The organism is Bradyrhizobium sp. MOS002 (genome assembly GCF_003020115.1).
Classification (GTDB): Bacteria; Pseudomonadota; Alphaproteobacteria; order Rhizobiales; family Xanthobacteraceae; genus Bradyrhizobium.
Genome location: NZ_PYFX01000011.1, coordinates 93343 through 116455, shown reverse-complemented (window position 1 = coordinate 116455; position 23113 = coordinate 93343). Strand labels below are relative to the sequence as shown.

At 65.8% G+C, this 23113-nt stretch carries 22 protein-coding genes; 9 read left to right on the top strand and 13 right to left on the bottom strand.

The window, feature by feature from the left end; genetic code table 11:
- Positions 1 to 39 precede the first annotated feature (39 nt).
- From C7G41_RS26785 to C7G41_RS26775, 3 genes are all read right to left on the bottom strand, one after another.
- Positions 40 to 1839: an ABC transporter ATP-binding protein gene (locus C7G41_RS26785; protein WP_199198622.1), complete on the bottom strand. Its 1800-nt coding sequence runs from the start codon at positions 1837 to 1839 to the stop codon at positions 40 to 42.
- 398 nt (positions 1840 to 2237) lie between these two features.
- Complete coding sequence (locus tag C7G41_RS26780) at positions 2238 to 3824, bottom strand: DHA2 family efflux MFS transporter permease subunit (protein WP_106945330.1); 1587 nt, start codon at positions 3822 to 3824, stop codon at positions 2238 to 2240.
- A 24-nt stretch (positions 3825 to 3848) separates the two neighbouring features.
- Positions 3849 to 5168: an HlyD family secretion protein gene (locus C7G41_RS26775; protein WP_106945329.1), complete on the bottom strand. Its 1320-nt coding sequence runs from the start codon at positions 5166 to 5168 to the stop codon at positions 3849 to 3851.
- A gap of 196 nt (positions 5169 to 5364) precedes the next feature.
- Here C7G41_RS26775 and C7G41_RS26770 point away from each other — a divergent pair, with 196 nt between their 5' ends.
- Positions 5365 to 6000, top strand: a complete 636-nt coding sequence (locus C7G41_RS26770) for a TetR/AcrR family transcriptional regulator (RefSeq protein ID WP_106945328.1) — start codon at positions 5365 to 5367, stop codon at positions 5998 to 6000.
- A gap of 55 nt (positions 6001 to 6055) precedes the next feature.
- Positions 6056 to 6397, top strand: coding sequence for a DUF6665 family protein (locus tag C7G41_RS26765; RefSeq protein WP_106945327.1), 342 nt, complete (start codon positions 6056 to 6058; stop codon positions 6395 to 6397).
- A 10-nt stretch (positions 6398 to 6407) separates the two neighbouring features.
- Here C7G41_RS26765 and C7G41_RS26760 read toward each other — a convergent pair whose 3' ends face one another.
- The 3 genes from C7G41_RS26760 to C7G41_RS26750 all read right to left on the bottom strand — a co-directional run bounded on the left by C7G41_RS26760 (position 6408) and on the right by C7G41_RS26750 (position 9330).
- Positions 6408 to 6995 carry a histidine phosphatase family protein gene (locus C7G41_RS26760; protein WP_106945326.1) on the bottom strand — a complete coding sequence of 196 codons (588 nt, stop codon included), beginning with the start codon at positions 6993 to 6995 and terminating at the stop codon, positions 6408 to 6410.
- A 1-nt stretch (position 6996) separates the two neighbouring features.
- A complete protein-coding gene (locus tag C7G41_RS26755; protein WP_106945325.1) occupies positions 6997 to 8187 on the bottom strand; it encodes an extensin family protein in 1191 nt (396 codons plus the stop codon).
- A gap of 306 nt (positions 8188 to 8493) precedes the next feature.
- On the bottom strand, positions 8494 to 9330 hold the full coding sequence (locus tag C7G41_RS26750) for a DUF2147 domain-containing protein (RefSeq protein WP_106945324.1): 837 nt from the start codon (positions 9328 to 9330) through the stop codon (positions 8494 to 8496).
- A gap of 194 nt (positions 9331 to 9524) precedes the next feature.
- On the opposite strand from C7G41_RS26750, the gene C7G41_RS26745 reads away from it, so the two are divergent.
- Positions 9525 to 10307 (top strand): DUF2147 domain-containing protein, encoded by a 783-nt coding sequence (locus tag C7G41_RS26745; protein ID WP_106945323.1) that lies wholly within the window; start codon positions 9525 to 9527, stop codon positions 10305 to 10307.
- Positions 10308 to 10629: 322 nt separating this feature from the next.
- Complete coding sequence (locus C7G41_RS26740) at positions 10630 to 12075, top strand: FecR domain-containing protein (protein WP_199198637.1); 1446 nt, start codon at positions 10630 to 10632, stop codon at positions 12073 to 12075.
- A gap of 301 nt (positions 12076 to 12376) precedes the next feature.
- Here C7G41_RS26740 and C7G41_RS26730 read toward each other — a convergent pair whose 3' ends face one another.
- Together C7G41_RS26730 and asd are read right to left on the bottom strand one after the other, a co-directional pair.
- On the bottom strand, positions 12377 to 12937 hold the full coding sequence (locus C7G41_RS26730) for an NUDIX hydrolase (protein WP_106945320.1): 561 nt from the start codon (positions 12935 to 12937) through the stop codon (positions 12377 to 12379).
- A 67-nt stretch (positions 12938 to 13004) separates the two neighbouring features.
- A complete protein-coding gene (asd, locus tag C7G41_RS26725) occupies positions 13005 to 13868 on the bottom strand; it encodes an archaetidylserine decarboxylase (RefSeq protein ID WP_106945319.1) in 864 nt (287 codons plus the stop codon).
- A 35-nt stretch (positions 13869 to 13903) separates the two neighbouring features.
- Between asd and C7G41_RS26720 the strand changes: the two genes are divergently transcribed.
- Positions 13904 to 15568: an aminotransferase class III-fold pyridoxal phosphate-dependent enzyme gene (locus C7G41_RS26720; protein ID WP_106945318.1), complete on the top strand. Its 1665-nt coding sequence runs from the start codon at positions 13904 to 13906 to the stop codon at positions 15566 to 15568.
- A 311-nt stretch (positions 15569 to 15879) separates the two neighbouring features.
- Here the strand turns inward: C7G41_RS26720 and C7G41_RS26715 are convergent, their stop codons facing one another.
- The 3 genes from C7G41_RS26715 to C7G41_RS26705 all read right to left on the bottom strand — a co-directional run bounded on the left by C7G41_RS26715 (position 15880) and on the right by C7G41_RS26705 (position 18442).
- Complete coding sequence (locus C7G41_RS26715) at positions 15880 to 16539, bottom strand: hypothetical protein (RefSeq protein WP_106945317.1); 660 nt, start codon at positions 16537 to 16539, stop codon at positions 15880 to 15882.
- A gap of 125 nt (positions 16540 to 16664) precedes the next feature.
- Positions 16665 to 17354, bottom strand: coding sequence for a methyltransferase domain-containing protein (locus C7G41_RS26710; RefSeq protein WP_106945316.1), 690 nt, complete (start codon positions 17352 to 17354; stop codon positions 16665 to 16667).
- 35 nt (positions 17355 to 17389) lie between these two features.
- A complete protein-coding gene (locus C7G41_RS26705) occupies positions 17390 to 18442 on the bottom strand; it encodes a glycosyltransferase family 1 protein (protein ID WP_106945315.1) in 1053 nt (350 codons plus the stop codon).
- 274 nt (positions 18443 to 18716) lie between these two features.
- Here C7G41_RS26705 and C7G41_RS26700 point away from each other — a divergent pair, with 274 nt between their 5' ends.
- Positions 18717 to 19424, top strand: coding sequence for a L,D-transpeptidase (locus tag C7G41_RS26700; protein ID WP_106945314.1), 708 nt, complete (start codon positions 18717 to 18719; stop codon positions 19422 to 19424).
- Between the two features lie 113 nt (positions 19425 to 19537).
- On the top strand, positions 19538 to 19957 hold the full coding sequence (locus C7G41_RS26695) for a cytochrome c family protein (protein WP_199198621.1): 420 nt from the start codon (positions 19538 to 19540) through the stop codon (positions 19955 to 19957).
- A 26-nt stretch (positions 19958 to 19983) separates the two neighbouring features.
- Here C7G41_RS26695 and C7G41_RS26690 read toward each other — a convergent pair whose 3' ends face one another.
- Together C7G41_RS26690 and C7G41_RS26685 are read right to left on the bottom strand one after the other, a co-directional pair.
- Positions 19984 to 20262: a hypothetical protein gene (locus tag C7G41_RS26690; protein WP_106945312.1), complete on the bottom strand. Its 279-nt coding sequence runs from the start codon at positions 20260 to 20262 to the stop codon at positions 19984 to 19986.
- Complete coding sequence (locus C7G41_RS26685) at positions 20255 to 21049, bottom strand: DUF899 domain-containing protein (protein ID WP_106945311.1); 795 nt, start codon at positions 21047 to 21049, stop codon at positions 20255 to 20257. Before C7G41_RS26685 ends, C7G41_RS26690 begins: the two co-directional genes overlap by 8 nt.
- A gap of 147 nt (positions 21050 to 21196) precedes the next feature.
- Here C7G41_RS26685 and C7G41_RS26680 point away from each other — a divergent pair, with 147 nt between their 5' ends.
- Both C7G41_RS26680 and C7G41_RS26675 read left to right on the top strand, forming a co-directional pair.
- Entirely contained in the window at positions 21197 to 22429 is a 1233-nt protein-coding gene (locus tag C7G41_RS26680; protein WP_106945310.1) for a helix-turn-helix domain-containing protein, read from the top strand.
- Positions 22430 to 22459: 30 nt separating this feature from the next.
- Positions 22460 to 23104 (top strand): PQQ-binding-like beta-propeller repeat protein, encoded by a 645-nt coding sequence (locus tag C7G41_RS26675; protein ID WP_106945309.1) that lies wholly within the window; start codon positions 22460 to 22462, stop codon positions 23102 to 23104.
- Positions 23105 to 23113: the final 9 nt, after the last annotated feature.

Genomic DNA, 23113 nt, shown 5'->3' with positions numbered 1-23113 from the left:
GACGACGCGGCCGACATTGCTCCGCCGGCCGCGCGCCACTCACTCCGCTGCTGCGATCTGTCCGAGCTCCACCACCTGGCGCTCGAACAGCCCGCGATAGATGCCGCCGGGCTTCGCCGCGAGCTTGGCATGCGTGCCTTGCTCGACGATCTCGCCGCGGTCGAACACCAGGATGCGATCGAGGCTCTTCACCGTCGACAGCCGGTGCGCGATCACGATCGAGGTACGGCCTCTCATCAGCCGCTCCATCGCCTGCTGGATCAGCGCCTCGGATTCCGAATCGAGGCTCGAGGTCGCTTCGTCCAGGATCAGCACCGGCGCATCGGCGAGGAAGGCGCGCGCCAGCGCCACGCGCTGCCGCTCGCCGCCGGAGAGCTTGACGCCGCGCTCGCCGACCAGCGTGCCGTAGCCCTTGGGCAGTCGCACGATGAAGTCGTGCGCATTGGCCAGCCGTGCCGCCTGCTCGATCGCCTCCAGGCTGGCGCCGGGCCGGCCATAGGCGATGTTCTCGGCGAGCGAGCGGTGGAACAGGATCGGGTCCTGCTGCACGATCGCGATCTGGCTGCGCAGCGAATGCTGCGTAGCCTTGGCGATGTCTTGCCCATCGATCAGAACGCGGCCGCCGGTGACGTCGTAAAGCCGCTGCACCAGCTTGACGAAGGTGGTCTTGCCGGAGCCGGAGCGGCCGACGAGCCCGACGCGTTCGCCGGCGCGGATCGTGACCGACAGACCGTCATAGAGCGGCGCGTGATGGCCGCCATAATGGAACGTGACGTCGTCGAACACGAGCTCGCCGCGCTCGATCGCGATCGGCCGCGCGTCCGTCGCATCCGCAATCCCGATCGGCTCGCCATGAATCGCCACCAGCTCCTCCATGTCGTTGACCGAGCGCTGGAGGTTGTTGATGTGCATTCCGACGTCGCGCAAATAGGCATGGATGACGTAGTAGCTGGTCAGCACATAGGTGACGTCGCCGGGCGAGGCCCGCCCCGACATCCACAGCAGCACGGCGCCGCCGATCACGGAGCCGCGCAAGGCCAGCAGCACCGAGAGCTGCGCCAGATTGGTGTAGTTGTAGCGCAGCCAGGTCCGCCGCACGCGCACGCGCCAGCGGTTGATGACACGGGCAAGCCGCGCATCCTCGCGCGCTTCCGCGCCGAAGGACTTCACCACGGCGTTGCAGGTCAGCGCATCCGCCAGCGTGCCGCCGACCTTGGTGTCCCAGGCATTGGAGATTCGCGCGGCCGGCGCGATGTAGCGCGTCGAGAACAGCACCGTCATGGTGACATAGAGCAGCGCGCCGAGCGCGATCACCCCGCCGAGCGGGGCCCAGTGCATGCCGAGCAGGATCATCGAACCGATCAGCACCAGCAGCGACGGCGCCAGCGCCATCAGGATGGTGTCGTTCAACAGGTCGAGCGCCCACATGCCGCGGGTGACCTTGCGCACCGTGGACCCCGCGAAGGAGTTGGCGTGCCAGTCGGTCGAGAACCGTTGCACGCGCATGAAGGCTTCCTGCGCGACCTCGGACATGATCTTCAGCGAGAAAGGCACGATGGCCTGGAGGCCCGTCAGCCGCAGCACCATGGAGGCTGCGCCCAGCGCCACGATGCCGCCCAGTGCCATCAGCGCCGCGTGACGCGCGGCGGGATCGGATGGGCCGCGCGTCAGGGCGTCGACCAGATGTCCGGAGAATACCGGCATGAACAGGTCGGCGATGGTCGCGCCCAGCAAGCCGCCGGCGACGATGAGGGTACGCCCCGGCTGCTTCAGCCAGTGCCGGAACACGAAGGGCAACACCACGCGTATCGCCGCGGGCCTTTTTGACAGAGCGGTCATGGCATCATCCGGCCGCTTATGACGCGGGCCGGCTCCATTGATGGACGCAGGCCGGCCGCGAGGGCCGAGACGGCGTCACTTAAAGCTGTTTGACTTGGAGAGCGGAGCGATCGGGACTGGAAACCCAATCGAAGCTGGCGGAAGAGGCCTCTAGGAGGCCGAGCACATACCGAGCCAGAACATCATCGAGCGCGGGCGTGCGATCTGCGAATGCGACGAAATCATGCAAATCCTCCCGGTTCGATGGAATGAGGTGCGCTTTATAGATGTGTCATTGGTGATTTGCAACGGGGCTCGCGCGAGATCACGCACGAGTGTTGCAATTTGGTGCGCCTCACCGCGCACTCCGCCGTCATGCCCCGGCTTGACCTGGCGATGACACCGAATGAGCGGCTGGCTTAGTGCGCGTCGCTGCTCGCGCCGAACGGCGAGGCCGGCCTCTTCAACAGTGTGACGAGCAGGGTGAGGCCGAGATAGAACAGCGTCAGGATGAAGAAAGCATCGCCGAAGCTCATCACCACGGCCTGGCGATGCACGAGTTGGCTGAGCTGCTTCATCGCCATCAGCGTGGAATCGCCGAGCCCCTGGAACTTCTGCATGAACATGGTCAGGGTCTCGGTCGCGGTCGCGTTGCCCCAGGTCACGCGCTCCTGCAGGCGCGTGATGTGCAGGTCGGTACGGTCGTTGAGCACCGTGTTGATGACGGCGAGACCCACCGCGCCGCCGAGATTGCGCATCAGGTTGAAAAGGCCCGAGGCGTTCTTCACCCGGTCGGGCGCGAGCGTGCCGAGCGCGATGTTGTTGGTCGGCACCATCGCGAACATCATGCCGATGCCGCGCAGGATCTGCGGAATCAACAGCTCGTAGAAATCGTAGTCGCGCGTGATCCAGGTCATCTGGTAGGAGCCGAGCGCGAACACGATGAGCCCGAACGCGATCATGTACCGCATGTCGCACTTCGCCATGAGGCGGCCGACCAGCGGCGCGACCAGGAACATGGTGATGCCCGAGACGAACATGGTCTCGCCGATCATCAGCGCGCTATAGCCGCGCACTTCGGCGAGATAGCGCGGATAGATGTAGGTCAGGCCGTAGAGGCCGATGCCGATGCAGAACTGAAGAACGCAGCCGATCGCGAAATTGCGGTTGGAAAAGGTGCGTAGGTTGACGATCGGCTCGGCCGCCGTGAAGACGCGCCAGAAGAAGGCAATCGCCGAGATGCCGCAGATCCATGCGCAGATCGCGACTGAGGGGTCCTGCATCCATTCATATTGCGGGCCTTCCTCCAGCACATATTCCAGCGTGCCAAGGAAGCCGGCCATGAACAGCAGCCCCCACCAGTCGAAACGATCGAGCAATTCGAAATGGGGCTCGTCGAAATCGACCAGCGCCAGCACGCCGATGGTGATCCCGATGCCGGGCACGATGTTGATGAAGAACAGCCAGTTCCAGGACATCAGGTCGGTGATGTAGCCGCCGACGGTCGGGCCGATGGTCGGGGCGAGCGTCGCGACGAGCCCGATGATGGGACCGACGATGTGGAATTTGGTGCGCGGGAAAACCGTGTAAGCCGAGGCGAACACCGTCGGGATCATGCCAGCGCCGAGAAACCCTTGCAGCGCGCGCCAGAGGATCATCTCCTCGATGGTGGTGGCGAAGCCGCAGAGCAGGCTCGAGACTGTGAAGCCCGCCGCCGAGATTGCGAACAACAGCCGCGTGCCGAAGGCGCGCGACAGAAATCCCGACAGCGGGATCGCGATCACTTCGGCGATCAGATAGGCGGTCTGGACCCAGGAGACTTCACTGGAGCTTGCGGACAGGCCGGCTTGGATTTCACTCAGGGACGCCGAGACGATCTGGATGTCCAGGATCGACATGAACATCCCGAACACCATGATGATGAAAGCGAACATCCGCTTCGGCGCGATGCGCTCCGAAGCGGGGTCCGCCATCATGGCAGGTGAAGCGGTCGTGGCGTTCGCCATGTCTGACCTCGCGGCGCTAGCGCGCTACTGCGGATGGATCATGGTGGCGTCGTCGAGATCGACCTCGCTGTCGGCGTCGGCCGCGCCCTTGTTGGTGTCGACCGTCGCAGTGACCGACATGCCGGCGCGAAGCAGGTTTTGCTTCGCGACCGACTTCGGCACGCGGATGCGGACCGGCACGCGCTGCACGATCTTTGTGAAGTTGCCGGTGGCGTTGTCGGGTGGCAGCAGCGTGAACACCGAGCCCGAGCCCGCCGCGATGCTGTCGACGACGCCGGAGAACTTGCGCATGCCGTAGGCGTCGACCTTGATCGTCACCGGCTGGCCGGGGCGGATGCGCTTGAGCTGGGTCTCCTTGAAATTGGCGTCGATATAGACGTTGTCGAGCGGCACGACGTTGCCGAGCCGCTGACCCACCGCGACGAAGTCGCCGGCACTGACGAGGCGGTTCGAGAACGTGCCGTCGACCGGCGCGCGCACCGCGGTGAAGGCGAGATCGCGCTCGGCCTTGGCGAGCGTGGTCTTGAGCTCGGCGAGCTGCGCCTGCGCTTCGGCCTGCTGCGCCTTGGCGACGTCGACATTGCTGAGCGCGACATCGTAGGCGGCCTGCGCAGCCTTGACCGCGGCAGCGCCTTGGTCGCGTCCGGCTTCGGAGCTCTCGAAGGTGGCGCGCGAGGCAAACCCCTTGTTGCTCAGCGCTTGCTGGCGCTCATAATCAAGGTCGGCGCGCTTGAGGCCGGCTTCGGCGGAGACGAGCTGCGCCTTGGCCTGTGCGACCTGGCTGTCGAGCGCCGCGACCTGGCGGCCGATGCGATCGATGGTGGCCTGCTGGGTCGCGATCCTGGTCGCGGCGGCGTCGACCGCGATCTTGTAGTCGCCGTCGTCGATGCGGAAGACGATGTCGCCGGCGCGCACCGTCGTGTTGTCGCCGGCGAGGATCGAGGAGACGTGGCCGGCAACGCGCGCGCCCAGCATGGTGTTGTTGGCGCGGACATAGGCGTCGTCGGTCGCGACATAGAAGCGGCCGACCAGCGTGTAATAGCCGGCATAGCTCGCGGCCGCGAGCGCCAGCACCAGCCCTACTCCCATCATCACGAATTTGCGCTTGCCGGACTTCGGCGCGCCGGCGGCGGCGGGCGCGTCTGGGGCTGCGGCCGGCTTGTCGGTCACGGGCGTCTCCGGCGCCTCGCTGGGGCGGCGCTTGGTTTCCTCGGCCACATGAGAGCGCAACTGCTCGGCGAGAGCTACAGACGTCTCGGTGGCGGCGTCACCACCGGCGGGCGCCGGCGTCTCCACGGCGTCCGGGCGAAGGACGCGCGCAGTCTGGTCTCTCAATACGGCCATGAAGGCCTCCCCAAAAAAAGCGCGATTGGGGGACGGCCGCCCTGCGGCCGGGTCCCTCTCGCCTATCCCAAATATCATTGACCGAACGGTTCGGTCAATATAGATAATATTCCCGGTTGGACCCTACTGGCCCGAATCCTTTATTTCGGTTTCATGATCTTGAACCGATCCAAAAACTTGCCGAGACCCTGAACCAATGGTTGTAGCCGGCCGCGAACATCTGCACGTCATCCAGGAGGAGGACAGCTCCAAACGCCGCCAGATCCTGGACGGGGCCCGCAAGGTGTTCATGGATCTCGGGTTTGACGGTGCCAGCATGGGCGAGATCGCCCGCGCGGCGCAGGTCTCGAAGGGGACGCTTTACGTCTACTTCGCGGACAAATGCGCGCTGTTCGAAGCCATCCTCGAACAGGAGGCGCTCCAGCACGGTCAGGTCGCGTTCAATTTCGATCCGGCACGCGATGTGGAAACCACGCTGAAGGATTTCGGCCGGGCCTACAACCGTCTGCTGTGCCGGCCCGGCGGCGGATCGGCGATCCGCACCGTGATGGCGATCGCCGAGCGCATGCCCGATCTCGGCCGCCGCTACTATGCGCGGGTGCTGGACAGGTCCATCAATCGGCTCTCCGACTATCTCAAAGCCCAGGTCGCCTCCGGCGATCTCGCGATCGACGATTGCGATCTGGCGGCGTCGCAGTTCATGGAGCTGTGCAAGGCCTCGCTCTTCTTGCCCTTCGTTTTCCAGGCCGCGCCCGCGCCGTCGGAAGAGCGCATGAGCGAAGTCGTCGACAGCGCGACGCGGATGTTCCTGGCGGCGTACCGGGCGAAGTAGCGGCAAGCGGACCGCGCGTTGCGCAGGCCGCTCTCACAGCATTATATTTGGGCTCATGTCCCGTGATCTTCGGCCGCCGGTCGATATCCTCCATTACGAGATCGTTCAGGAACAAGCCTCCGCGCTTGGACGGATGGGCCGCACGCTCGAACAGGCGCTGGCGCGCTTGCGCGAGTTCGACGCCGCCCATGCCCTCCCCGAGGTGCCGGCCTCGATGCAACCAGCCAGGCGCAAGCTGGTGATGGAAGCAGGCCATGCGCTCTGGATGTTCGTGGTGCAACGTGAGGCGACCGGCCTGCGCGACAGCCGCCACATCATGCGGACCTACAATGTCCCGGCCGAGGTGCAACTGTGCATGGGGCTGGTCCCAGCACCGTCGAAGCCGATTTCGACATGACCTTGTCGAGCTACGCCTCGATCTCTTCCATTCTGCGCCAGCCGTGCAGGATCTGGCGCGCATCGCGCGTGAACGCAAAGACGTGGCCGCCGCCGGCCGGCTGATCGTGGACGCGATTGATGGGATGGCCGGCATGGTGGCAGAACAGCAGCGTGCCGACGACACCGTGGCCTACGAACAGAACATCGCCGGGACGATTGCGGGCCAGCACCTCTTCGGCCTCGCGCACGATGCGCGCCTGCGCATCCACCGCGCGCTCCCAGCCGCGGACGCTGAGATGCGGCTGCGCGAAAAACTGGTCGGCGACCCCCTCGAACTCCGCCGGCTTCAGAAAGCCGGTCGCCGAGCGGTCGTTCTCGTGCATGGCCTCGCGGATCTCGATCATTAGACCGAGCTGGCTTGCGATGATCTCGGCGGTTTCGATCGCCTTGCGCTCGCCGCTGGAGACGATCTGCGTGGTGTTCGCAAGCCAGGTGTCACTCGCCACGGCCTCAGTGCGCGCGCGACCGACCGGGCTGAGGCCCCATTGCGGCACCGGCACAGCGGGATCGATTTGCACCTGCGGATGGGTGAGATAGCGGACGACATCGTCAGTCATCTCAATCGTCGGCGTACTCGTCCTCTTCATGCTTGCGCATCGTGCTTTTGCGCGTACCCAGCGAGCCGGTCACGGAGGGATCGCGCGCATTCGCATAGGGATTGCGCCCGCCCGCTCGTGCGGCGACCTCTTCGCCGGAGACGGCGGCGGGCTGGCAGATCAGGCGGCGGCTGGCGCGACGCATCAGATCGACGTGGATGTGATCGTAATGATAGACGTTCGAGCCCGGCGCCAGCACCGTGGTGAAATGCACGCACGCGCCCGACTGCACGTCGCGCAAGAAGCCCTGCTCTTCCGGCATGCCGCGCCAGCCATCCTTCACGGTGACACGGCGGCCGTCGGCGAGCACGAAGGCGGCGATGTCGAGCGCGTTGCCGAAAGCGTGCTCGGAAATATGGGCATGCGAATTGCCGTTCATGCCGCGGCAGGAATAGGCGGAGATCTGCTTGATCTCCGCGACGCGGGTGCCGAACCAGCGCATCGCCGAGGGCTGCACGGTGTCGGCGAGCCAGCGGTCCAGCTCGGACACGATCGGACAGGCCAGCGTCGCAACCGGCTTGATCGCGACAGGACCGACGGCGGTGACGGGATTGCCCTGTGCCGGACCAAGACGCGGCAGCGGTTGCTGCGCGGGCGCCTGCGAGTACGGCGCCGGCCGCGCCGGATAGCTCGGCGCATTCATGTAGCGCGAGGCGCCCGCCGCATCGGTGCCCTCGGGCGGCAGGTCGATCTCATCCTCCTGGTGCGCCACGCCGGGCGCGTTCAGAGGCATTGGACCAGGCGAGGCGCCATAGCCGGACGGCTGCCGCACCGCGCTCTCGGGATAGTTCGAGCGTTGCGGATAGTTCTGGCTCTGCGGGTAATTCGACCGCGGCTGCGTCACCGGCCAGCGCGGCTGGTTGCCGACGCTCCCGGGCGGTCGCAATTCCTCATCGGCGAAGCCGTAACTGCTCGAGCCTTCGCCGAGGGCGGCGACCTTGAGCGGAAACTCGGCGCCGCACATGCCCGGCCCGGAGATCGGGTCGATGCGGACGAGATCCGGCCCCTCTTTCACCGCGCCCGATTTCAGGCATGCGGCTTCGGCCTCGGCCCGCCACGGTTCACGTTCGGCCTGGAAGACGCCGCGTCCGCAACCCGCTAACGAAACAAGGACGATGGAGCCGACGAGATACAAACGAACTCCGCGCGTCATGGACGCACGTTCGGTGAATTTACTTAAAGACTCTTCAACGTGTTGATTTCAGTATTCTTTAACCATGTGAGCCCGCGCCAGCAAGAGCTCCTGCCGGGGACGAGCGACAGCATGGCTGACTTTTTCGAAAAGAGACTCTCTGTTAACCATGACGCTCTCGCGCAAGGCGGCGCGACAGCGGGAGCGACCTCATGACGTTCGCCGGGAGACTGAGCGTTATCACCGCGTACCTCGCCTTGGCCTTCGTCGGCGCCATCGTGCTCGGCATGATCTAGCGGCTTCCGTCGACGGTATCGAACGCGTCCCTTACGACCGGGCGCTCCACTGCCGCGACGTCGTGATCAACTTCTCCGGCCGCTCTTCGGCTCGCGTCCAGTCGTTTCCGGAACACCAGAAATGGCCGACTGCGCAGGCTTCGACGTGAAGCTTGCCGGAGCTCTTCAGCGTCATCGTCGCATAATAGGTGCTGCCGCTGGAGCGGCTGTAGATATTGCCGGTCCAGACGTCGTGGGTTTTCGGCTTCATGTTGACGAGCACGCTCTCGCCCCTGGTCGATGCTTCAGTCAGCGCGAAGCCGCACAGTGCCGGTCCACAGCGTTCGATGCGAACCGTGCCCTTGGCGCCTGAGCTCTCCCATTCGCCGAGCGGCAAATAGGCCTGCTCGTCGTCGCCGCGCTCAGGACTCATCACGGCCTGCTCGAGCCCCGGCCTTGGCGCGACGACGGGCGCCTCCATGCGCGGCGGATCGAGCGCGACGGTCTTCGGCGGATCCATCCGCGGTAGCTCGACCCGTGGCGGATTGGAGCTTGCCGCCTGCGGCAGGATAGCGGGCTGCGACGTCGTTGCGGCAAGGACAGGAGGCGTCGGCGCAGGCGCGACCACAATCGCTTGCGCCGGTCTGGCCGGAGCCACGGGATAGAGCGGCTGCGGCGGCGGAAGCACCGGCGCCGGCGTCGTATCGACATCGGGCCGAAAGCTGCGATGGGAGGACACCGAAACACAGGAAGCCGATCGGCAATGGCTGGGCGATTCGACCTGGAATCGATGACCGCCGATCGAGAACGCGTAGGAGCCGGCCTCGGCTGCGGGCGCAATCGCCAGCAGTGCGATCAATGTGCCAAGCGAAGTCACAAGCCGCATCATCGTCGCCTCCCTCTGTGTCGCGACGAGGTTACGCGGATGGAATCGCGGCTGAATGTGCGCTGCGTCACCCAGCGGCGGCGAACCCTTGTGACGTCTATCACAGAACGTCCGACCAGCCGGGCGTAGGGTCGAACCACGTTTCATCCACCAGCGACTTCAGTTCATATCGGGACCGCACATTTTAGGAGGTTGTCATGAACAAGCTCACCATCGCCGCCACCGCACTCTTCCTCGCGTCGACTGCCGCCGCGCATGCCGGCAATTCGCTCTCGTTCCAGATCGAAGGCCAGCACATCCGCATCGAGACGCCACGCAATTGCGCCTCGCTCAACTGCGTGACCATCGTCGCGCCGGGCCTGTCGGACAAGCCGATCAAGCTGAACAACATCAACCTCAAGGGCCTTGGCTCCAAGGACGATGACGTCGACACCACGCCGGCTCCGGCCACGACCACGCAGCCCGCGCCGGCTTCGGTGCAGCAGCAGCCCGCGCAGCAGGTCCCGGTGCAGACCACCGCACCGGCGGTTGCTGCCCCGGCTGCGCCGACCACGACGGTTGTCGCTGCTCCGACAGCCAGCTACGACAACACGACGCAGACTGCGCCCGTCGCGGCTCCTGCTCCCGTTGTCGCGCCCGCACCGGTCGCAGTTGCTCCGGCCCCCGCTCCGGCTCCGGTCGCCGCCGCGCCGGCCGCCAACACGCCGATCGGCGTTTGGGCCACCGAAGAGAACAAGGGCAATGTCCGCGTCGAACAGTGCGGCGTCAATCTCTGCGGCTACGCCGCGAAGACCAACGAGCGCATCCTGATCAACATGAAGCCCGACGGCGCCAAGTGGAGCGGCCGCATCCACGATCCCGACTCCGGCCGCAACTACGACTCGACGATCGCGATGAAGGGCCCGAATGCAATGCGCGTGCAGGGCTGCGCCTTCGGCGGCATGTTCTGCGGCGGCCAGACCTGGAAGCGCGTGAGCTGACGCACCACCATCGTCCTCGACTATCGTCATCCCGGGCGATGCGAAGCATCGACCCGGGATCTTGCGCGACAGCTTCGGTTTTATCCCTCACCCTGAGGAGCCTGCGAAGCAGGCGTCTCGAAGGGCGAGGCTCGGGATCGAGAGCCGGGCCTGCATGGTTCGAGACGCGCGCAAGGGCGCGCTCCTCACCATGAGGGGTAAGAGTTGGGTTTGAACGTTCACCGCCCCCGTGCGATAGACATTCATCCGCCGTTCACCTGTATCAGGATGATATCGGTCGATCTCGCCTCGCGTTTCTCACCGGGACCTCCTCGTGACTTTTATCTTGGCCTGGCGCCGCTTCTTGTTCGCGCTTGTGCTGCTGGCGTTGCCGGCCGGCGCGAGCGTTGCGTTCGCATCCGATGCGATCGAGCTTGCGCAGGCCCAGCCACAAGCGCAGCCGGCGCCCGCCCCCTCGCCGACGCCATCGGCTTCACCCGCTCCCGCGACGGAGGCGCAGCCCGCCGCCGTCGAGCCGATCGGCAACGTCGCGACGGTGACGGGCATCGCGACCGTGATCCGCGACAAAAATTCCTATCCGCTGCGGGTGCGCGACGACATCTATCTCAACGACGTCGTGCAGACTTCGTCGAACTCCTCGCTCGGCATCACCTTCGACGACGCGACCACGTTCAACCTCTCCGCCGGCACAAAAATCACCATCGACACTTACGTCTATGAGGACGGCGGCAAGCACAACGCAGGAATCTTCGACATCGGCAAGGGCACCGTCGCCTTCGTCGCGGCGGCGGTGGCAAAGACCGGCGACATGAAGATCACGACACCGACCGCGACGCTCGGAATCCGCGGCACCACCGGCGTCGTCGACGTGCCGGCAGGCGCGGCCGCGAACAACGCCAACAACGTCAACATCAAGCTCTATCCCGACGCCGACGGCCGGGTCGGACACATCGACGTCGACGACCGCACGAGCGGGACGCGGCTCGGCGCGCTGACGCAAGGATCGAGCGGTTTTGCGATCCGGCCGGGCGCAGCCGCGGCCGGCGTCATGCGCTTTGCCGCGGTGCCGATCACGATTCCCGCACAGCAGATCGCGCGCGACCGCGGTTTCGTCAGCCAGGTACATCTGGCGCAGACCACGGGCCGGCAGATCGTCACCGAGCAGCGCGACTTCCGCCGCGCCAATCCGACCGCGAGCCCGCGCATTCCACGACCGTTCCAGCCGCCGCAACAGCAACAGTTGCGGCCGAACACGGCGCCCGGACAACAGCCGCAGCGGCCGAACGGCCAGCCCGGTCAGAACAACCGTCCAGGCCAGCAGCAGCCGGGCGCGCCAGGCCGCCAAGGCAGCCAGCAAGGCGCCCAGCCGCCGCAGCAGCGGCAGGGACAAGGCGGCGCCGTACAGCCGGGTACGCCCCGCACGGGTCAAGGTCGGCAACAGCAAGGCCAGCAGCAGCAAGGTGCGGGACAGCCGGCAGGTGCGCCGCGCGCCGGACAAGGTACGCAACCCGGCCGCACGCCGCAAAACCAGCCGCAGCGCGGTGGACAGATCCCGGCGCAACCCGGCGGAGTCGTGCCGCAGCAGCAGGGCACTGCGCCGCAGCCGCAAACGCCGCGCACCGGATCGCAACCGGGCCAGCCGCCCGCGGCTCAGCAGCCAGGCAGCATGCAGCGCCCGGGCGGATTCCAGCAGCGCCCGCCCGCCGCGCAACGCCCCGCAGCGCCGCGAAGGCCAGTGCCAGCTCCGAAGGAGAAGGAGCGGCGGTGACAGTGCCGCCCCTCACCCTGAGGAGCTTGCGAAGCAAGCGTCTCGAAGGGCGAGGCCATCGTCGGCCGCATGGTTCGAGACGCGCGCGATGCGCGCTCCTCACCATGAGGGTTGACGTTGAGCGCGCCCTCTCCTCCGTCATTGCGAGCGCAGCGAAGCAGTCCAGAATGTTTCCGCGGAGGGACTCTGGATTGTTTCGCTGCGATCGCAATGACGACTTGGAGGGAGCTGAAGCCCCGACCAACACACCAGCTCTGGGATGTTTCCAAATTCGCCGCAAGCGGAACGGCGTGAAGAGGTCTCACGCCTCGCCACGGAGCCAGGCCTTCACCTTCTGCAACAGGCCGTGGCGCAGCTCGTCGACCGAGGCCGGTGTCAGCGTTTGCAAGGCCGCGTCGATGTTGTCGCTTGCCAATGGCGGCGTCGGCTCCGGAGCGGGCAACGGCACAAGCCCTGCGGCCGCGAGCGCGATCGGACCGATCTGCGTCAGGAACACGCGCTCATATTCGCGCGACAAGCGCGCGAGCGCGTCTTCCAGCGTCAGCCAGTCGACCGCCTTGATGTCGTTCATCAGCTTGCGGACCGGACCATCCCCGGCCTCCATGCGCCAGAAATGCACGACCTTGGAACGGCCACCGGACTGATAGACGAGCGTGCCCAGGAATTCGTGGATGGCGACGTCGTGGCCGGTCTCTTCCAGCACCTCGCGATGCGCGGCTTGCTTCGGCGTTTCGCCGTCGTCGAGCTTGCCCTTGGGCAAACCCCATTCGTTGCGCTTGCGCTGGCGCACGACGGCAATCAGCGGCGGCGCACTTCGCCGCAGCACAATACCACCCGCCGCCATGACCGGCGCCCGCGCCATCACCCAATCCGTAGTCGTAGAAACGTCCCCACGAACGATATAGGCGGCCGACGCGGCGGATTGAAGGCTAGTTTTTTCTCAGCAGCGCTTGACCCGCCTGGATGCGCGTGCCTTCGGCGATGCCGTCGCAGAAGGTGAAATCGCCGGGCGCGAGGATGATGATGGTCGAGCCATGCTCGAACCAGCCGAGCTCCTCGCCCTTGCTCACGCTGACGTCGCAGGAAAAATTGACCGGCCCCCTGGTCTGCGCATTCAGCACCATGTCGAGGAAGTGCAGACGGATGCTCGCGACCAGGATTGCGGCGACCGGCACCAGCGTCACGGCTTCGCCGGTCGCGAGATGCGTACGGATCACCGCGCGCTCGTTCTTGCAAAACAGACGCTCGACCCGCTTCAGCGCGATCGGGTTGACGTTCCAGACATCGCCATGGATCAGCGTGACGCGCTCGATATGCGCGTCAAAGGGCGCGTGGAAGCGGTGATACATGCTCGAGGTCAGCCGCAGCGTGACGAAGGAGCCGTTGCGGTGCTGGTCGACCAGCACGGAATCGCCGAGCAAATCGAGCAGCGAGTACGGCGCGCCCTTGACCTGGAACAGCTCGGTGTCGGCGATCCGGCCATGGGCGCCGACGATGCCGTCAGACGGACTGGCGACGACGGAAGGATCGGGATCAAAGGGCCGCAAGCCGGGCTTGAGCTCCCGGGTGAAGCAGTCGTGCAGACTCCTGAAATGGGTCTTGCGCGCCTCCGACAGGTCGAGGTCGGAGAACAGCTTCCACAGCGCGATGGAGCCGTCCCGCACCAGCGGGTTCTCGATCTTGGAGAACCAGCCCATGAAGCGGGTCAGGGCCGCGCGGGGGATGCGGTTGGTCAACAGGAAGTTGAGATCTTCCTGCTGGGTGAAAGAGGCGATGAGGGCTTTGACTGTCATGAATCTGTCAGCTCGCAGTATTAGCGCTTGTTGTCATGGAAACGACACTCCCGATTCTTTCTTTGTCCGTGGCCGCCGCAGCGTCCGCTGCCGCCGCCTTCCCGAAGCTCAAGGCGCGGCTCGCATTGTCCCGCGCCAAGCACCGCTCGCTCGCCGGACACTCCAAGATGTCGCGCCGGGTGGCAAAACTGCTTCCGTTCTACGAGTTCGAAGGCGATGCTTACTTCGCCTGCGACGGCGCGCCGGCGAACATCGCAGCCCAGCGCAAGGACGGCTTCTTCCGCCTGGCAAGCCTCTACGCCGAGCGCTACCCCAAGGGCCGCGCGATGACGAAGGAAGCGGCGGAAAAAATCTCCGACCTGCACTTCACCGAGACCTACCGCGTGCCGTTCCAGTTCTCGCGTCTCGTTCGCGAGCATTTGGGCACCTCGACCTTCATGGAGTCGTCGCGCGGCGTCACCGTCACGGATGTTGACGGCAACACCTCCTACGACCTCACGGGGTCCTACGGCGTCAACATCTTCGGCAACGACTTCTACAAGGAGTGCATCGAGGGCTCCGAGAAGCGGGCGCACGCGCTCGGCCCGGTGCTCGGCCCCTACCATCCCGTCATCCTCGAGAACGTGGCGCGGCTCTGCCAGATCTCGGGCCTCGACGAAGTGTCCTTCCACATGTCCGGCACCGAAGCTGTAATGCAGGCGGTGCGGCTCGCGCGCTACCACACCAGGCGCACCCATCTCGTCCGCTTCGCCGGCGCCTATCACGGTTGGTGGGGCGACGTGCAGCCCGGCGTCGGCAATCCGATTCCCGCGCACGAGACCTACACCCTCGCGGAGATGTCCGAGAAGACGCTGCACGTGCTGCGCACGCGCAAGGACATCGCCTGCGTGCTGGTCAATCCGCTGCAGGGGCTGCATCCGAACGGCAACGCGCCCGGCGATTCCTCGCTGGTCGATAGCTCCCGCGGCGGCAATTTCGACCGCGCCGCCTATACAGAATGGCTGAAGCAACTGCGCGAGGTCTGCGACCAACGCGGCATCGTGCTGATCTTCGACGAGGTCTTCGTCGGTTTCCGTCTCGCTGCCGGCGGCGCCCAGGAATACTTTGGCATCAGGGCCGACATGGTGACCTACGGCAAGAGCCTCGCCGGCGGCCTGCCGGTCGGCGTGGTCTGCGGGAAGAAGGAGCTGATGCGCCGTTTCCGCGACGATCGTCCCGCCGACGTCTGCTTCGCCCGCGGCACTTTCAACTCGCACCCCTACGTCATGACAGCGATGGACGAGTTTCTGAGCCGGCTCGCCAGCCCGAACTTCCGTGCCATCTATGACGGGCTGGACGAGACGTGGAACGACCGCGCGCAAAAGCTCAACCGGATGATGACCGATGCCGACCTGCCGGTGCGGTTCGCAAACTTCTCGTCGATCTGGACGGTGAAATACACCACGCCGTCCCGCTACAACTGGATGCTGCAATATTACCTGCGCGCCGAGGGCCTGTCCCTGAGCTGGGTCGGCACCGGCCGGCTGATCTTCAGCCTGAACTACACCGATGCCGATTTCACTGAGGTCGCCGAGCGTTTCGTCCGCGCGGCCGAGAAGATGAAAGCCGACGGCTTCTGGTGGCACGATGGCGTCCTCACCAACAAGAATATAAAGCGGCAGATTTTGAAAGAGATGCTGGCCAAGCGCTTCGGGCGCTGAGGTCTTTCCACACCCACACTGCGCTACGAACACTGCCTTCTCCTCCCCCTCTCCCCGCCTGCGGGGAGAGGGTTGGGGTGAGGGGGACTCTCCGCGCGTGCGGTGAGCGTTGGTGGACGATTCGCTAGCAACACCCTCGCGGAGAGCCCCCCTCACCCGAATTTGCGCGACGCGCAAATTCGACCTCTCCCCGCACGCGGGGAGAGGTGAAAGGAGCACCGCGCTCGCGGCTCCAAACACGTGGATGCCCGGGACGAGCCCGGGCATGACGCAACCATCAGACATCGGAGGCCTTGGTGAGAACGGCGCGCTCAGGCGTGCTGCTCTTCGAGCGTGGGTTCGCCGATGAGGCCCAGCGTGTGCTCGGGGTTGAGGTGCAGGCCGGGATCCATCAGCTCGCCGCGCATCAGCGCCAGCGGCGCGTTGCGGTAGAGCATCAGATCGTGGAAGGGGTCGGTCAGGATCTTCGTCATCCAGACGAGGCCGGTCTCGACGTCCCGGATGAAGAACAGGTGCACGGTGCGGAACAGAAGTCCGCCGCCGCCGACGACGAGCCAGATCTTGGCGACCTGCCGCATGAAGTCGGTCGCACCCACCCAGGGCGTGAACAGTCCGAACAGCGTGGGATCGACCAACAGCACCAGTGGCGACAGCGCCCAGATCGACATCAGCACCACCTTGCGCTGAAGGTTGTAGCCGACCTTGATCTCTTCCTTGTGCTCGTGCGTCGCCTGATTGATCTGGTCGTAGCCGTGCGGCTCGAAGAAGAAGTGACCGGCCTGGCGCGAGGTCATCGAGACCAGCCAGCCCACCAGCGCGGAGATCATGGGGTCGACGAACAGCCAGACATAGGCGAACAGGAAGCTCAGTGCGCTGACGAAGTGTAGGCTCTGATTGATGCGGCTGTGATGATAGTAGCGATGGTCGTCCCAGCGCTGGATCCGCAGCTGTTCGAGATAGTTCTTGATCATGCTCTCCCCCAAAATGCTTTCGGGTTCAGGATTTACAGGGATTCGGTGTACGCCGTGTGACATCATCATTTTGTCATGTGACGCTGTACAGCGGCGCGGTGACGCACGGGTTACGTGAGCTTGGATCAAGCCGCCTTGGCGACGTCGAGCTTGCGGAAGCGCACCAGCGAGAAATGACCGAGCGGCGGAATCAGACGGCGCTCGGCGAGCTCGATGCCGTCGGCACCGGCCAGCCATTTGGCGTAACGCGACCAGGCGAACTCGGCGGTGCGGAAGCCGAGCGGACGCACCACCGGCTGCAGCTTCTGCTCGATGAAGCGGCGCATGCCGGTATCGGCGCTGACGCGGGTGAGAATGATCAGCTCGCCGCCCGGGCGCAGCACGCGGGCGAATTCGTCCAGGGCGACCTCCGGATTCGGCACGGCCGTGACGACGTATTGCGCCATCACGACGTCGAAGGAGTTGTCGGGGAATTCGAGCTTCTCGGCATCCATCACCGCGAGGCCTTCGACGTTGTTCAGCTTGCCCTCGGCGACGCGCTGGCGCGCCTTGTCGAGCATCGCCTCCGAGATGTCGGTGCCGAAGATGCGCAGATGGGGCGCGTAGAGCGGCAGCGAGATGCCGGTGCCGACGCCGACCTCGAGCACCCGGCCGCCGATCTTGTTGGTGGCCGCGATCGCGGCCTGCCGGCCCTTGGCGAACACGCCTCCGAACACGAGGTCGTAGACCGGCGCCCACCGATCGTAGGCCTGCTCGACCGTGCCACGGGTGAGGTCGAGCTGCTGGGTGCCGTCAAGGTTCATGATCTTAGCCATCGATGAGGTTCTCGCTGTGGTTCAAAACGTTGCGGTCAACCGCGCACCGGCCGCCGCGCCATGCGAGGCGAGGCGCGCAAGACGCGGCTGGGTTGAAGTGAAGTGAGATTGCCGACGAACTGGCGCGCGCTGTTTTCCCAGGAGCGCTCCAGCGCGAAGTTGCGGCAGGTCTGGCGCGACATGGTGAGCGCGCGCAGGCACGCGGCGCGCAAATCGTGATCGATCGCGCCGATCGGATGATCGGCGATGACGTCCTTCGGACCCGTCACCGGAAACGCCGCAACCGGCGTGCCGCAGGCGAGCGCTTCGAGTTGCACCACGCCGAACGTGTCGGTCAGGCTCGGAAACACGAACACGTCGGCGGCGGCGAGATGCGCGGTCAGATCGGCGCCCTTTTTCTCGCCGAGGAAGACCACATCGGGATATTTCTTTTCGAGCGCAGCCTTCTGCGGGCCGTCGCCGACGACGACCTTGGTGCCGGGCAGGTCGAGCGAGAGGAATGCCTCGAGATTCTTCTCCACCGCCACGCGGCCCATCGTCATGAAGATCGGCCCGGGCAGGTCGAGCTTGGCCGGAGAGTCGGGATGGAACAACTCGGTGTTGACGCCGCGCGTCCAGAAACCAAGCCGCTTGAAGCCGCGCTCGGACAGTTCCTGCCGCAGCGAGGGCGTCGCCACCATTGTCATCGCGGCGGCATCGTGGAAGTGGCGCAGCACGGCGTATCCGACGGCAGCCGGAATGCCGGTCCGCACCGAGACGTATTCGGGAAAGCGCGTGGTGTAGGAGGTGGTGAAGGCGAGCCGGTTGCGGCGGCAATAGGCCCGCGCCGCCCAGCCGATCGGCCCTTCGGTCGCGATGTGCAGGGCTTCCGGCGCCGCCTTCTCGATCCGCCGCGCAATCTCCTTGCCGCTCGGCAGCGCAATGCGCAGCCCCGGGTAGGTCGGCAACGGCCACGACCGAAAGCCGTCCGGCGTCAGGAAGTCGATCTCGACATCCAATGCCTTGGCAGCGCCAGCCAGCGAGGTCAGCGTCCGCACCACACCGTTGACCTGCGGATGCCAGGCGTCAGTCGCGATTAATACCCGCATGGGGAAATCCCGAGATTTTTATGATTCTCGGCTTTGGACCATCAACCACGGATATTTCAGGCGTGTGACGTCATGGAAGTGTCGGCCCGCTGTTTTGTTCGTTGACGGCTCCGCGCAGCCACGAAACCGTCATGAAACAATCCTTGCCGCCATGAAGCCGTTTTCGGTTTCCCGCGCAAACGTCCCGAAACTTCTTGTCGTTAGTGATTTACGCAACAGAGCACCGAAACGGTGCCGGGGCGGCCAAGAAACACCGCGCAGACAGGGGCGACCAATGATCAATCTGGAGACGTTGAAGAACTATTCGCGCGCCGTTGCGTTTGGCGCAGTGGCTGTGACCGCGATCGCATTCGCCGGCCCGGCCAAGGCCGCGCCCGTGCAGCTCTTCCCCTTCTTCCAGCCGCTGCCGCCGATCGCAGCGCCGCAACCGTACCAGCCTTATCAAGCCACGCCGTATCAGGCCGCGCCGTCCGAGGACCAGGACGCCGTCGAAACGCCGGCGCGCTTCCGCCGCCAGACCGTCTCCTATGCGACGCGTGAGGCACCGGGCACCATCATCATCGATACGCCCAACACCTACCTCTATCTCGTGCTCGGCAACGGCCAGGCGATGCGCTACGGCATCGGCGTTGGCCGCGACGGCTTCACCTGGTCCGGCACCCAGTCGGTGACCAAGAAGGCCGAGTGGCCGGATTGGACCCCGCCGCCGGAGATGATCGCCCGCCAGCCCTATCTGCCGCGCCACATGGCCGGCGGTCCCGGCAACCCGCTCGGTGCCCGCGCCATGTATCTCGGCGGCACCATCTACCGCATTCACGGCACCAACGCGCCCGAGACCATCGGCAAGCACGTCTCCTCCGGCTGCATCCGCCTGACCAATGACGACGTCGCGGACCTCTACTCCCGCGTCAACGTCGGCACCAAGGTGATCGTGCTGCCGATGACGGAACGCCGCGCCGACCTCGGAGCCGCGACGCGATAAGCAACAGGACATTGTGACGCAAACGGCCCCGGAACCCACCGGGGCCGTTTTCGTTGGCCCTCGGCATCCCGATGCGCGCGCGTGCTGCGGCGCGATCCCCGATGGAGGCGCAAATGCAATCACGCCCGCAAACGCCGCAAGGCACATGGCTGCACGCGATCGCTGGCGCCGGCGCACTGACGCTGCTGCTGTCCGCGCCCGCCTCGCTCGCACAGCAGCCCGCGAGCGACGATGCGGGCCAGCAGGCCTTCAACAATTCCTGCCGAACCTGCCACTCGGTGAAAGAGGGCGACAATCGTCTGGGCCCCAACCTCAACAAGATCGTCGGACGCAAGGCCGGCGCGCTGCCGGACTACAATTATTCCTCGTCGATGAAAGAAGCCGGCTTCGTCTGGGACCAGGACAAACTCACCCGCTTCATGGTCAAGCCGGACGAGGTCGTATCCGGCAACAAGATGCAGCCCTATGGCGGCGTCTCGGCGGAGGAAGCGGCGAAGGTGATTGCTTATCTGCAGGCGGCGGGGTCGCAGTAACGGCTCCGCCTGAGGCGGAGCCGTATTCACCTCACCGCACGCCGACCCCGCCCCTCCGCAATCAGCCTCAACCACGCCGCTGAATGAAACGCGCTCATCAGCAGATACATCGGCACCATCCCTCCGAGCATCGCCCCATGTCCGGAGCCGCACAGCATGTCCGCCGGGACATCGAGCACGACCGTCAGCACGGCCATGATCGCGAAGGTCGGTGTCGCCGCCAGCGCCAGCCAATTGGCGAGGTGGCGCGCGGCCACCACGCCGTTGCGGCTCGCGCCGGCAGTTGCGCTGGCGGGACTAGTCACGTCCTTCAGCCGCCTCCTCGCGAAAAGCCTTCTCGCCGGCGGTCGAGATCTCGACCCACTTCTTGTCCGGCGCGGCACCTTCGGTGTAGCTGTCGTGCCAGTTCCACCATTTGTAGGTCGGCGTCTGCGGATAGCCTTTCGGCGAATCCTCCCAGACCTCCTGCCGTCCCAGCGGCGTGATGTCGAGGTAATTCCAGGTGCCGCCCATCTGCTCGTCGCCCCGGCTCTTGACGAAGTAGGTGCGGAAGATGCGCGTCCCGTCGCGGTAGAACACGTTCGTTCCGTGCCATTCGTCGACACCGAAATCCGCATCGAAACTGTCGGTGACCGTGACCCATGGCATGGTCCAGCCCATCCGCTGCTTCAGCCTGCTGATGTCGGCCTGCGGCGCGCGCGAGGCGAACACCAGCGTGGTGTCGCGGGCGTTCAGGTGCGAGACATGGGCGACCTGGTCGGCCACCATGGAGCAGCCGCGGCAGGCATGATCGGGCCAGCCGAACACGCCCGGCTCGAAGAAGGCGCGGTAGACGATCAGCTGCCGCCGGCCCTGGAACAGGTCGTGCAGACTGACCTTGCCGCCGGGCCCCTCGAACGCATAGGTTTTGGCGACTTCCATCCACGGCATGCGCCGGCGCTCGGCGGCCAGGGCGTCGCGGGCACGGGTATGCGCCTTTTCCTTCACGAGCAGTTGCTGACGGGCGGCCTCCCAGTCCTGCGGCGACACCACCGGCGGTGTCTGCATGGCGGCCTGTCCGTTATTTCCTGCGTTGTCAGCTGATGTCATCATGGCTCTCCAACTTTTCCCGGGCGGCTGTTCCGTATCTCGCTTCGCGCGATGCGGAACCGCTCGTCCCTCGCCGCACATTGTCGGCCGTCAACGATCTCTCGCACCGGACGGTTGCGTGGTGGGAGTAACAAGTGTGGCGGGATTTGAATGGAGTCGCTGATCACGGCCGCGGCCCGCGCGCTCCAAGCCGGCGATCCGCTCGGCGCGCTGAACCGCGTTGCGCTGCGCAACGATGCACCCTCGCTGGCGCTGCGCGGCATCGCGATGGCGCAGCTCGGCGACCTCGCCAAGGCGAAGACGTTGCTGCGCAGCGCCGCACGCGCCTTCGGCCCGAGAGAGGCGGTCGCGCGTGCCAGATGCCTGGTGGCGGAGGCCGAGATCGCACTCGTCTCGCGCGACCTGAATTGGCCGGCGAAGACGCTCGCGGCGGCGCGGGCGACGCTCGCAAGCCACGGTGACCTCGCCAACGCCGCCCATGCGGGTCACATCGAGGCGCGCAGACTTCTCCTTCTCGGGCGCCTCGACGAGGCCGAGCGCACGCTGGCCGAGATCAAGACCACGCCGCTGCCCCCGGCTGCGCAGGTCGCCCGCGAGCTCGTGATCGCCGGTATCGCCATCAGGCGGCTCAGAACGAAAGCCGCGCGCGCGGCGCTCGACCGCGCGGCGAGCGCCGCACGGCAGGCCGGCATTCCCGCGCTTGCCGCCGAGGTCGAGAGCACGAGCCGCGTGCTCGACGCGCCCGCAGCGCGCCTGATCACGCGCGGGCACGAACGGCAGTTGCTGCTCAACGAGGTCGAGGACCTCGCGACATCGGAGGCGCTCGTGGTGGACACGTTCCATCACGCGGTTCGCAGCCGAGGCATCCTCGTGCCGCTCGGAAGGCGGCCGGTGCTGTTCGCGCTCGCCCGCATCCTGGCGCAGGCCTGGCCCGCGGATGTCTCGCGGGAAGCCTTGATCACGGGAGCGTTTCAGGCAAGGCACGTCGATGAATCGCATCGCGCCCGGCTGCGTGTCGAAATCGGGCGGCTCCGCACCAAGCTCAAGCCTCTCGCCGATGTCAGCGCGACCAGGCAAGGTTTTGCGCTGACGCCGCGCAACACACCGGGCAAGACGCGCGACGTCCTCATGTTGGCACGCCCCGTCGAGGAGAAGCACGCCACCGTGCTCGCCTTCCTCTCCGACGGCGAGCCCTGGTCGAGCTCGGCGCTCGCGCTGGCGCTGGGAACGAGCGCGCGCACCGTGCAGCGGGCCCTCGAAGAGCTGGCGCGATCGAACAAGGTGCAGTCCTTCGGACACGGACGGGCGCGGCGCTGGATGACGCCGCCCGTCCCGGGTTTCCCGACAGGCTTGTTACTCCCCGGACCGCTCCTGAAGACGTAAGGTGGGATTCACGCCACAGGGACCGACCAGATGAAACGTTCAGCCGCCGAGATCGTCAGGGAATACGGGCCCTTTGCGGGCGTCGAAGCCGTGCACGGCGTCACCTATGATGGCACCCATGTCTGGTTCGCGTCCGGCGACAGATTGAACGCGGTCGATCCGGCCGACGGCAAGATCGCCCGCTCCATCGATGTCGCCGCGCATGCCGGAACGGCGTTCGACGGCCGTCACCTGTTTCAGATCGCCGAGGACCGCATCCAGAAGATTGACGCTGCGACCGGCAAGGTGCTCGCCACCATCCCTGCACCCGGCGGCGGCGGCGATTCCGGATTGGCCTGGGCCGAGGGCTCGCTCTGGGTCGGACAGTATCGGGAGCGCAAGATCCATCAGGTCGATCCCGAGACGGGAAAAGTTCTCCGCACCATCGAAAGCAAGCGCTTCGTCACCGGCGTGACCTGGGTCGACGGCGAGCTCTGGCACGGCACCTGGGAAGGCGAGGACAGCGACATCAGGCGGATCGATCCCGATACCGGCAAGGTGCTGGAGCAGCTCGACCTGCCCGCCGGGACGATGGTGTCCGGATTGGAGTCCGACGGCGGCGACCGTTTCTTCTGCGGTGGCGGAGATCGCGGCAATGTGAGAGCGGTGCGCCGCCCGAAACGCGCTGCCCCGTGATTGCAGCCT

Excerpts from the sequence above, each read along its gene's own strand:
- C7G41_RS26695 (WP_199198621.1), top strand. The coding sequence starts at position 19,538 with ATGCAATCACGCCCGCAAACGCCGCAAGGCACATGGCTGCACGCGATC.
- C7G41_RS26705 (WP_106945315.1), bottom strand. The coding sequence starts at position 18,442 with ATGCGGGTATTAATCGCGACTGACGCCTGGCATCCGCAGGTCAACGGT.
- C7G41_RS26765 (WP_106945327.1), top strand. The coding sequence starts at position 6,056 with ATGTCCCGTGATCTTCGGCCGCCGGTCGATATCCTCCATTACGAGATC.
- C7G41_RS26745 (WP_106945323.1), top strand. The coding sequence starts at position 9,525 with ATGAACAAGCTCACCATCGCCGCCACCGCACTCTTCCTCGCGTCGACT.
- C7G41_RS26785 (WP_199198622.1), bottom strand. The coding sequence starts at position 1,839 with ATGACCGCTCTGTCAAAAAGGCCCGCGGCGATACGCGTGGTGTTGCCC.
- C7G41_RS26700 (WP_106945314.1), top strand. The coding sequence starts at position 18,717 with ATGATCAATCTGGAGACGTTGAAGAACTATTCGCGCGCCGTTGCGTTT.
- C7G41_RS26680 (WP_106945310.1), top strand. The coding sequence starts at position 21,197 with ATGGAGTCGCTGATCACGGCCGCGGCCCGCGCGCTCCAAGCCGGCGAT.
- C7G41_RS26750 (WP_106945324.1), bottom strand. The coding sequence starts at position 9,330 with ATGATGCGGCTTGTGACTTCGCTTGGCACATTGATCGCACTGCTGGCG.
- C7G41_RS26770 (WP_106945328.1), top strand. The coding sequence starts at position 5,365 with ATGGTTGTAGCCGGCCGCGAACATCTGCACGTCATCCAGGAGGAGGAC.
- asd (WP_106945319.1), bottom strand. The coding sequence starts at position 13,868 with ATGACAGTCAAAGCCCTCATCGCCTCTTTCACCCAGCAGGAAGATCTC.
- C7G41_RS26685 (WP_106945311.1), bottom strand. The coding sequence starts at position 21,049 with ATGATGACATCAGCTGACAACGCAGGAAATAACGGACAGGCCGCCATG.
- C7G41_RS26715 (WP_106945317.1), bottom strand. The coding sequence starts at position 16,539 with ATGATCAAGAACTATCTCGAACAGCTGCGGATCCAGCGCTGGGACGAC.
- C7G41_RS26675 (WP_106945309.1), top strand. The coding sequence starts at position 22,460 with ATGAAACGTTCAGCCGCCGAGATCGTCAGGGAATACGGGCCCTTTGCG.
- C7G41_RS26775 (WP_106945329.1), bottom strand. The coding sequence starts at position 5,168 with ATGGCCGTATTGAGAGACCAGACTGCGCGCGTCCTTCGCCCGGACGCC.
- C7G41_RS26760 (WP_106945326.1), bottom strand. The coding sequence starts at position 6,995 with ATGACTGACGATGTCGTCCGCTATCTCACCCATCCGCAGGTGCAAATC.
- C7G41_RS26755 (WP_106945325.1), bottom strand. The coding sequence starts at position 8,187 with ATGACGCGCGGAGTTCGTTTGTATCTCGTCGGCTCCATCGTCCTTGTT.
- C7G41_RS26710 (WP_106945316.1), bottom strand. The coding sequence starts at position 17,354 with ATGGCTAAGATCATGAACCTTGACGGCACCCAGCAGCTCGACCTCACC.
- C7G41_RS26720 (WP_106945318.1), top strand. The coding sequence starts at position 13,904 with ATGGAAACGACACTCCCGATTCTTTCTTTGTCCGTGGCCGCCGCAGCG.
- C7G41_RS26780 (WP_106945330.1), bottom strand. The coding sequence starts at position 3,824 with ATGGCGAACGCCACGACCGCTTCACCTGCCATGATGGCGGACCCCGCT.
- C7G41_RS26730 (WP_106945320.1), bottom strand. The coding sequence starts at position 12,937 with ATGGCGCGGGCGCCGGTCATGGCGGCGGGTGGTATTGTGCTGCGGCGA.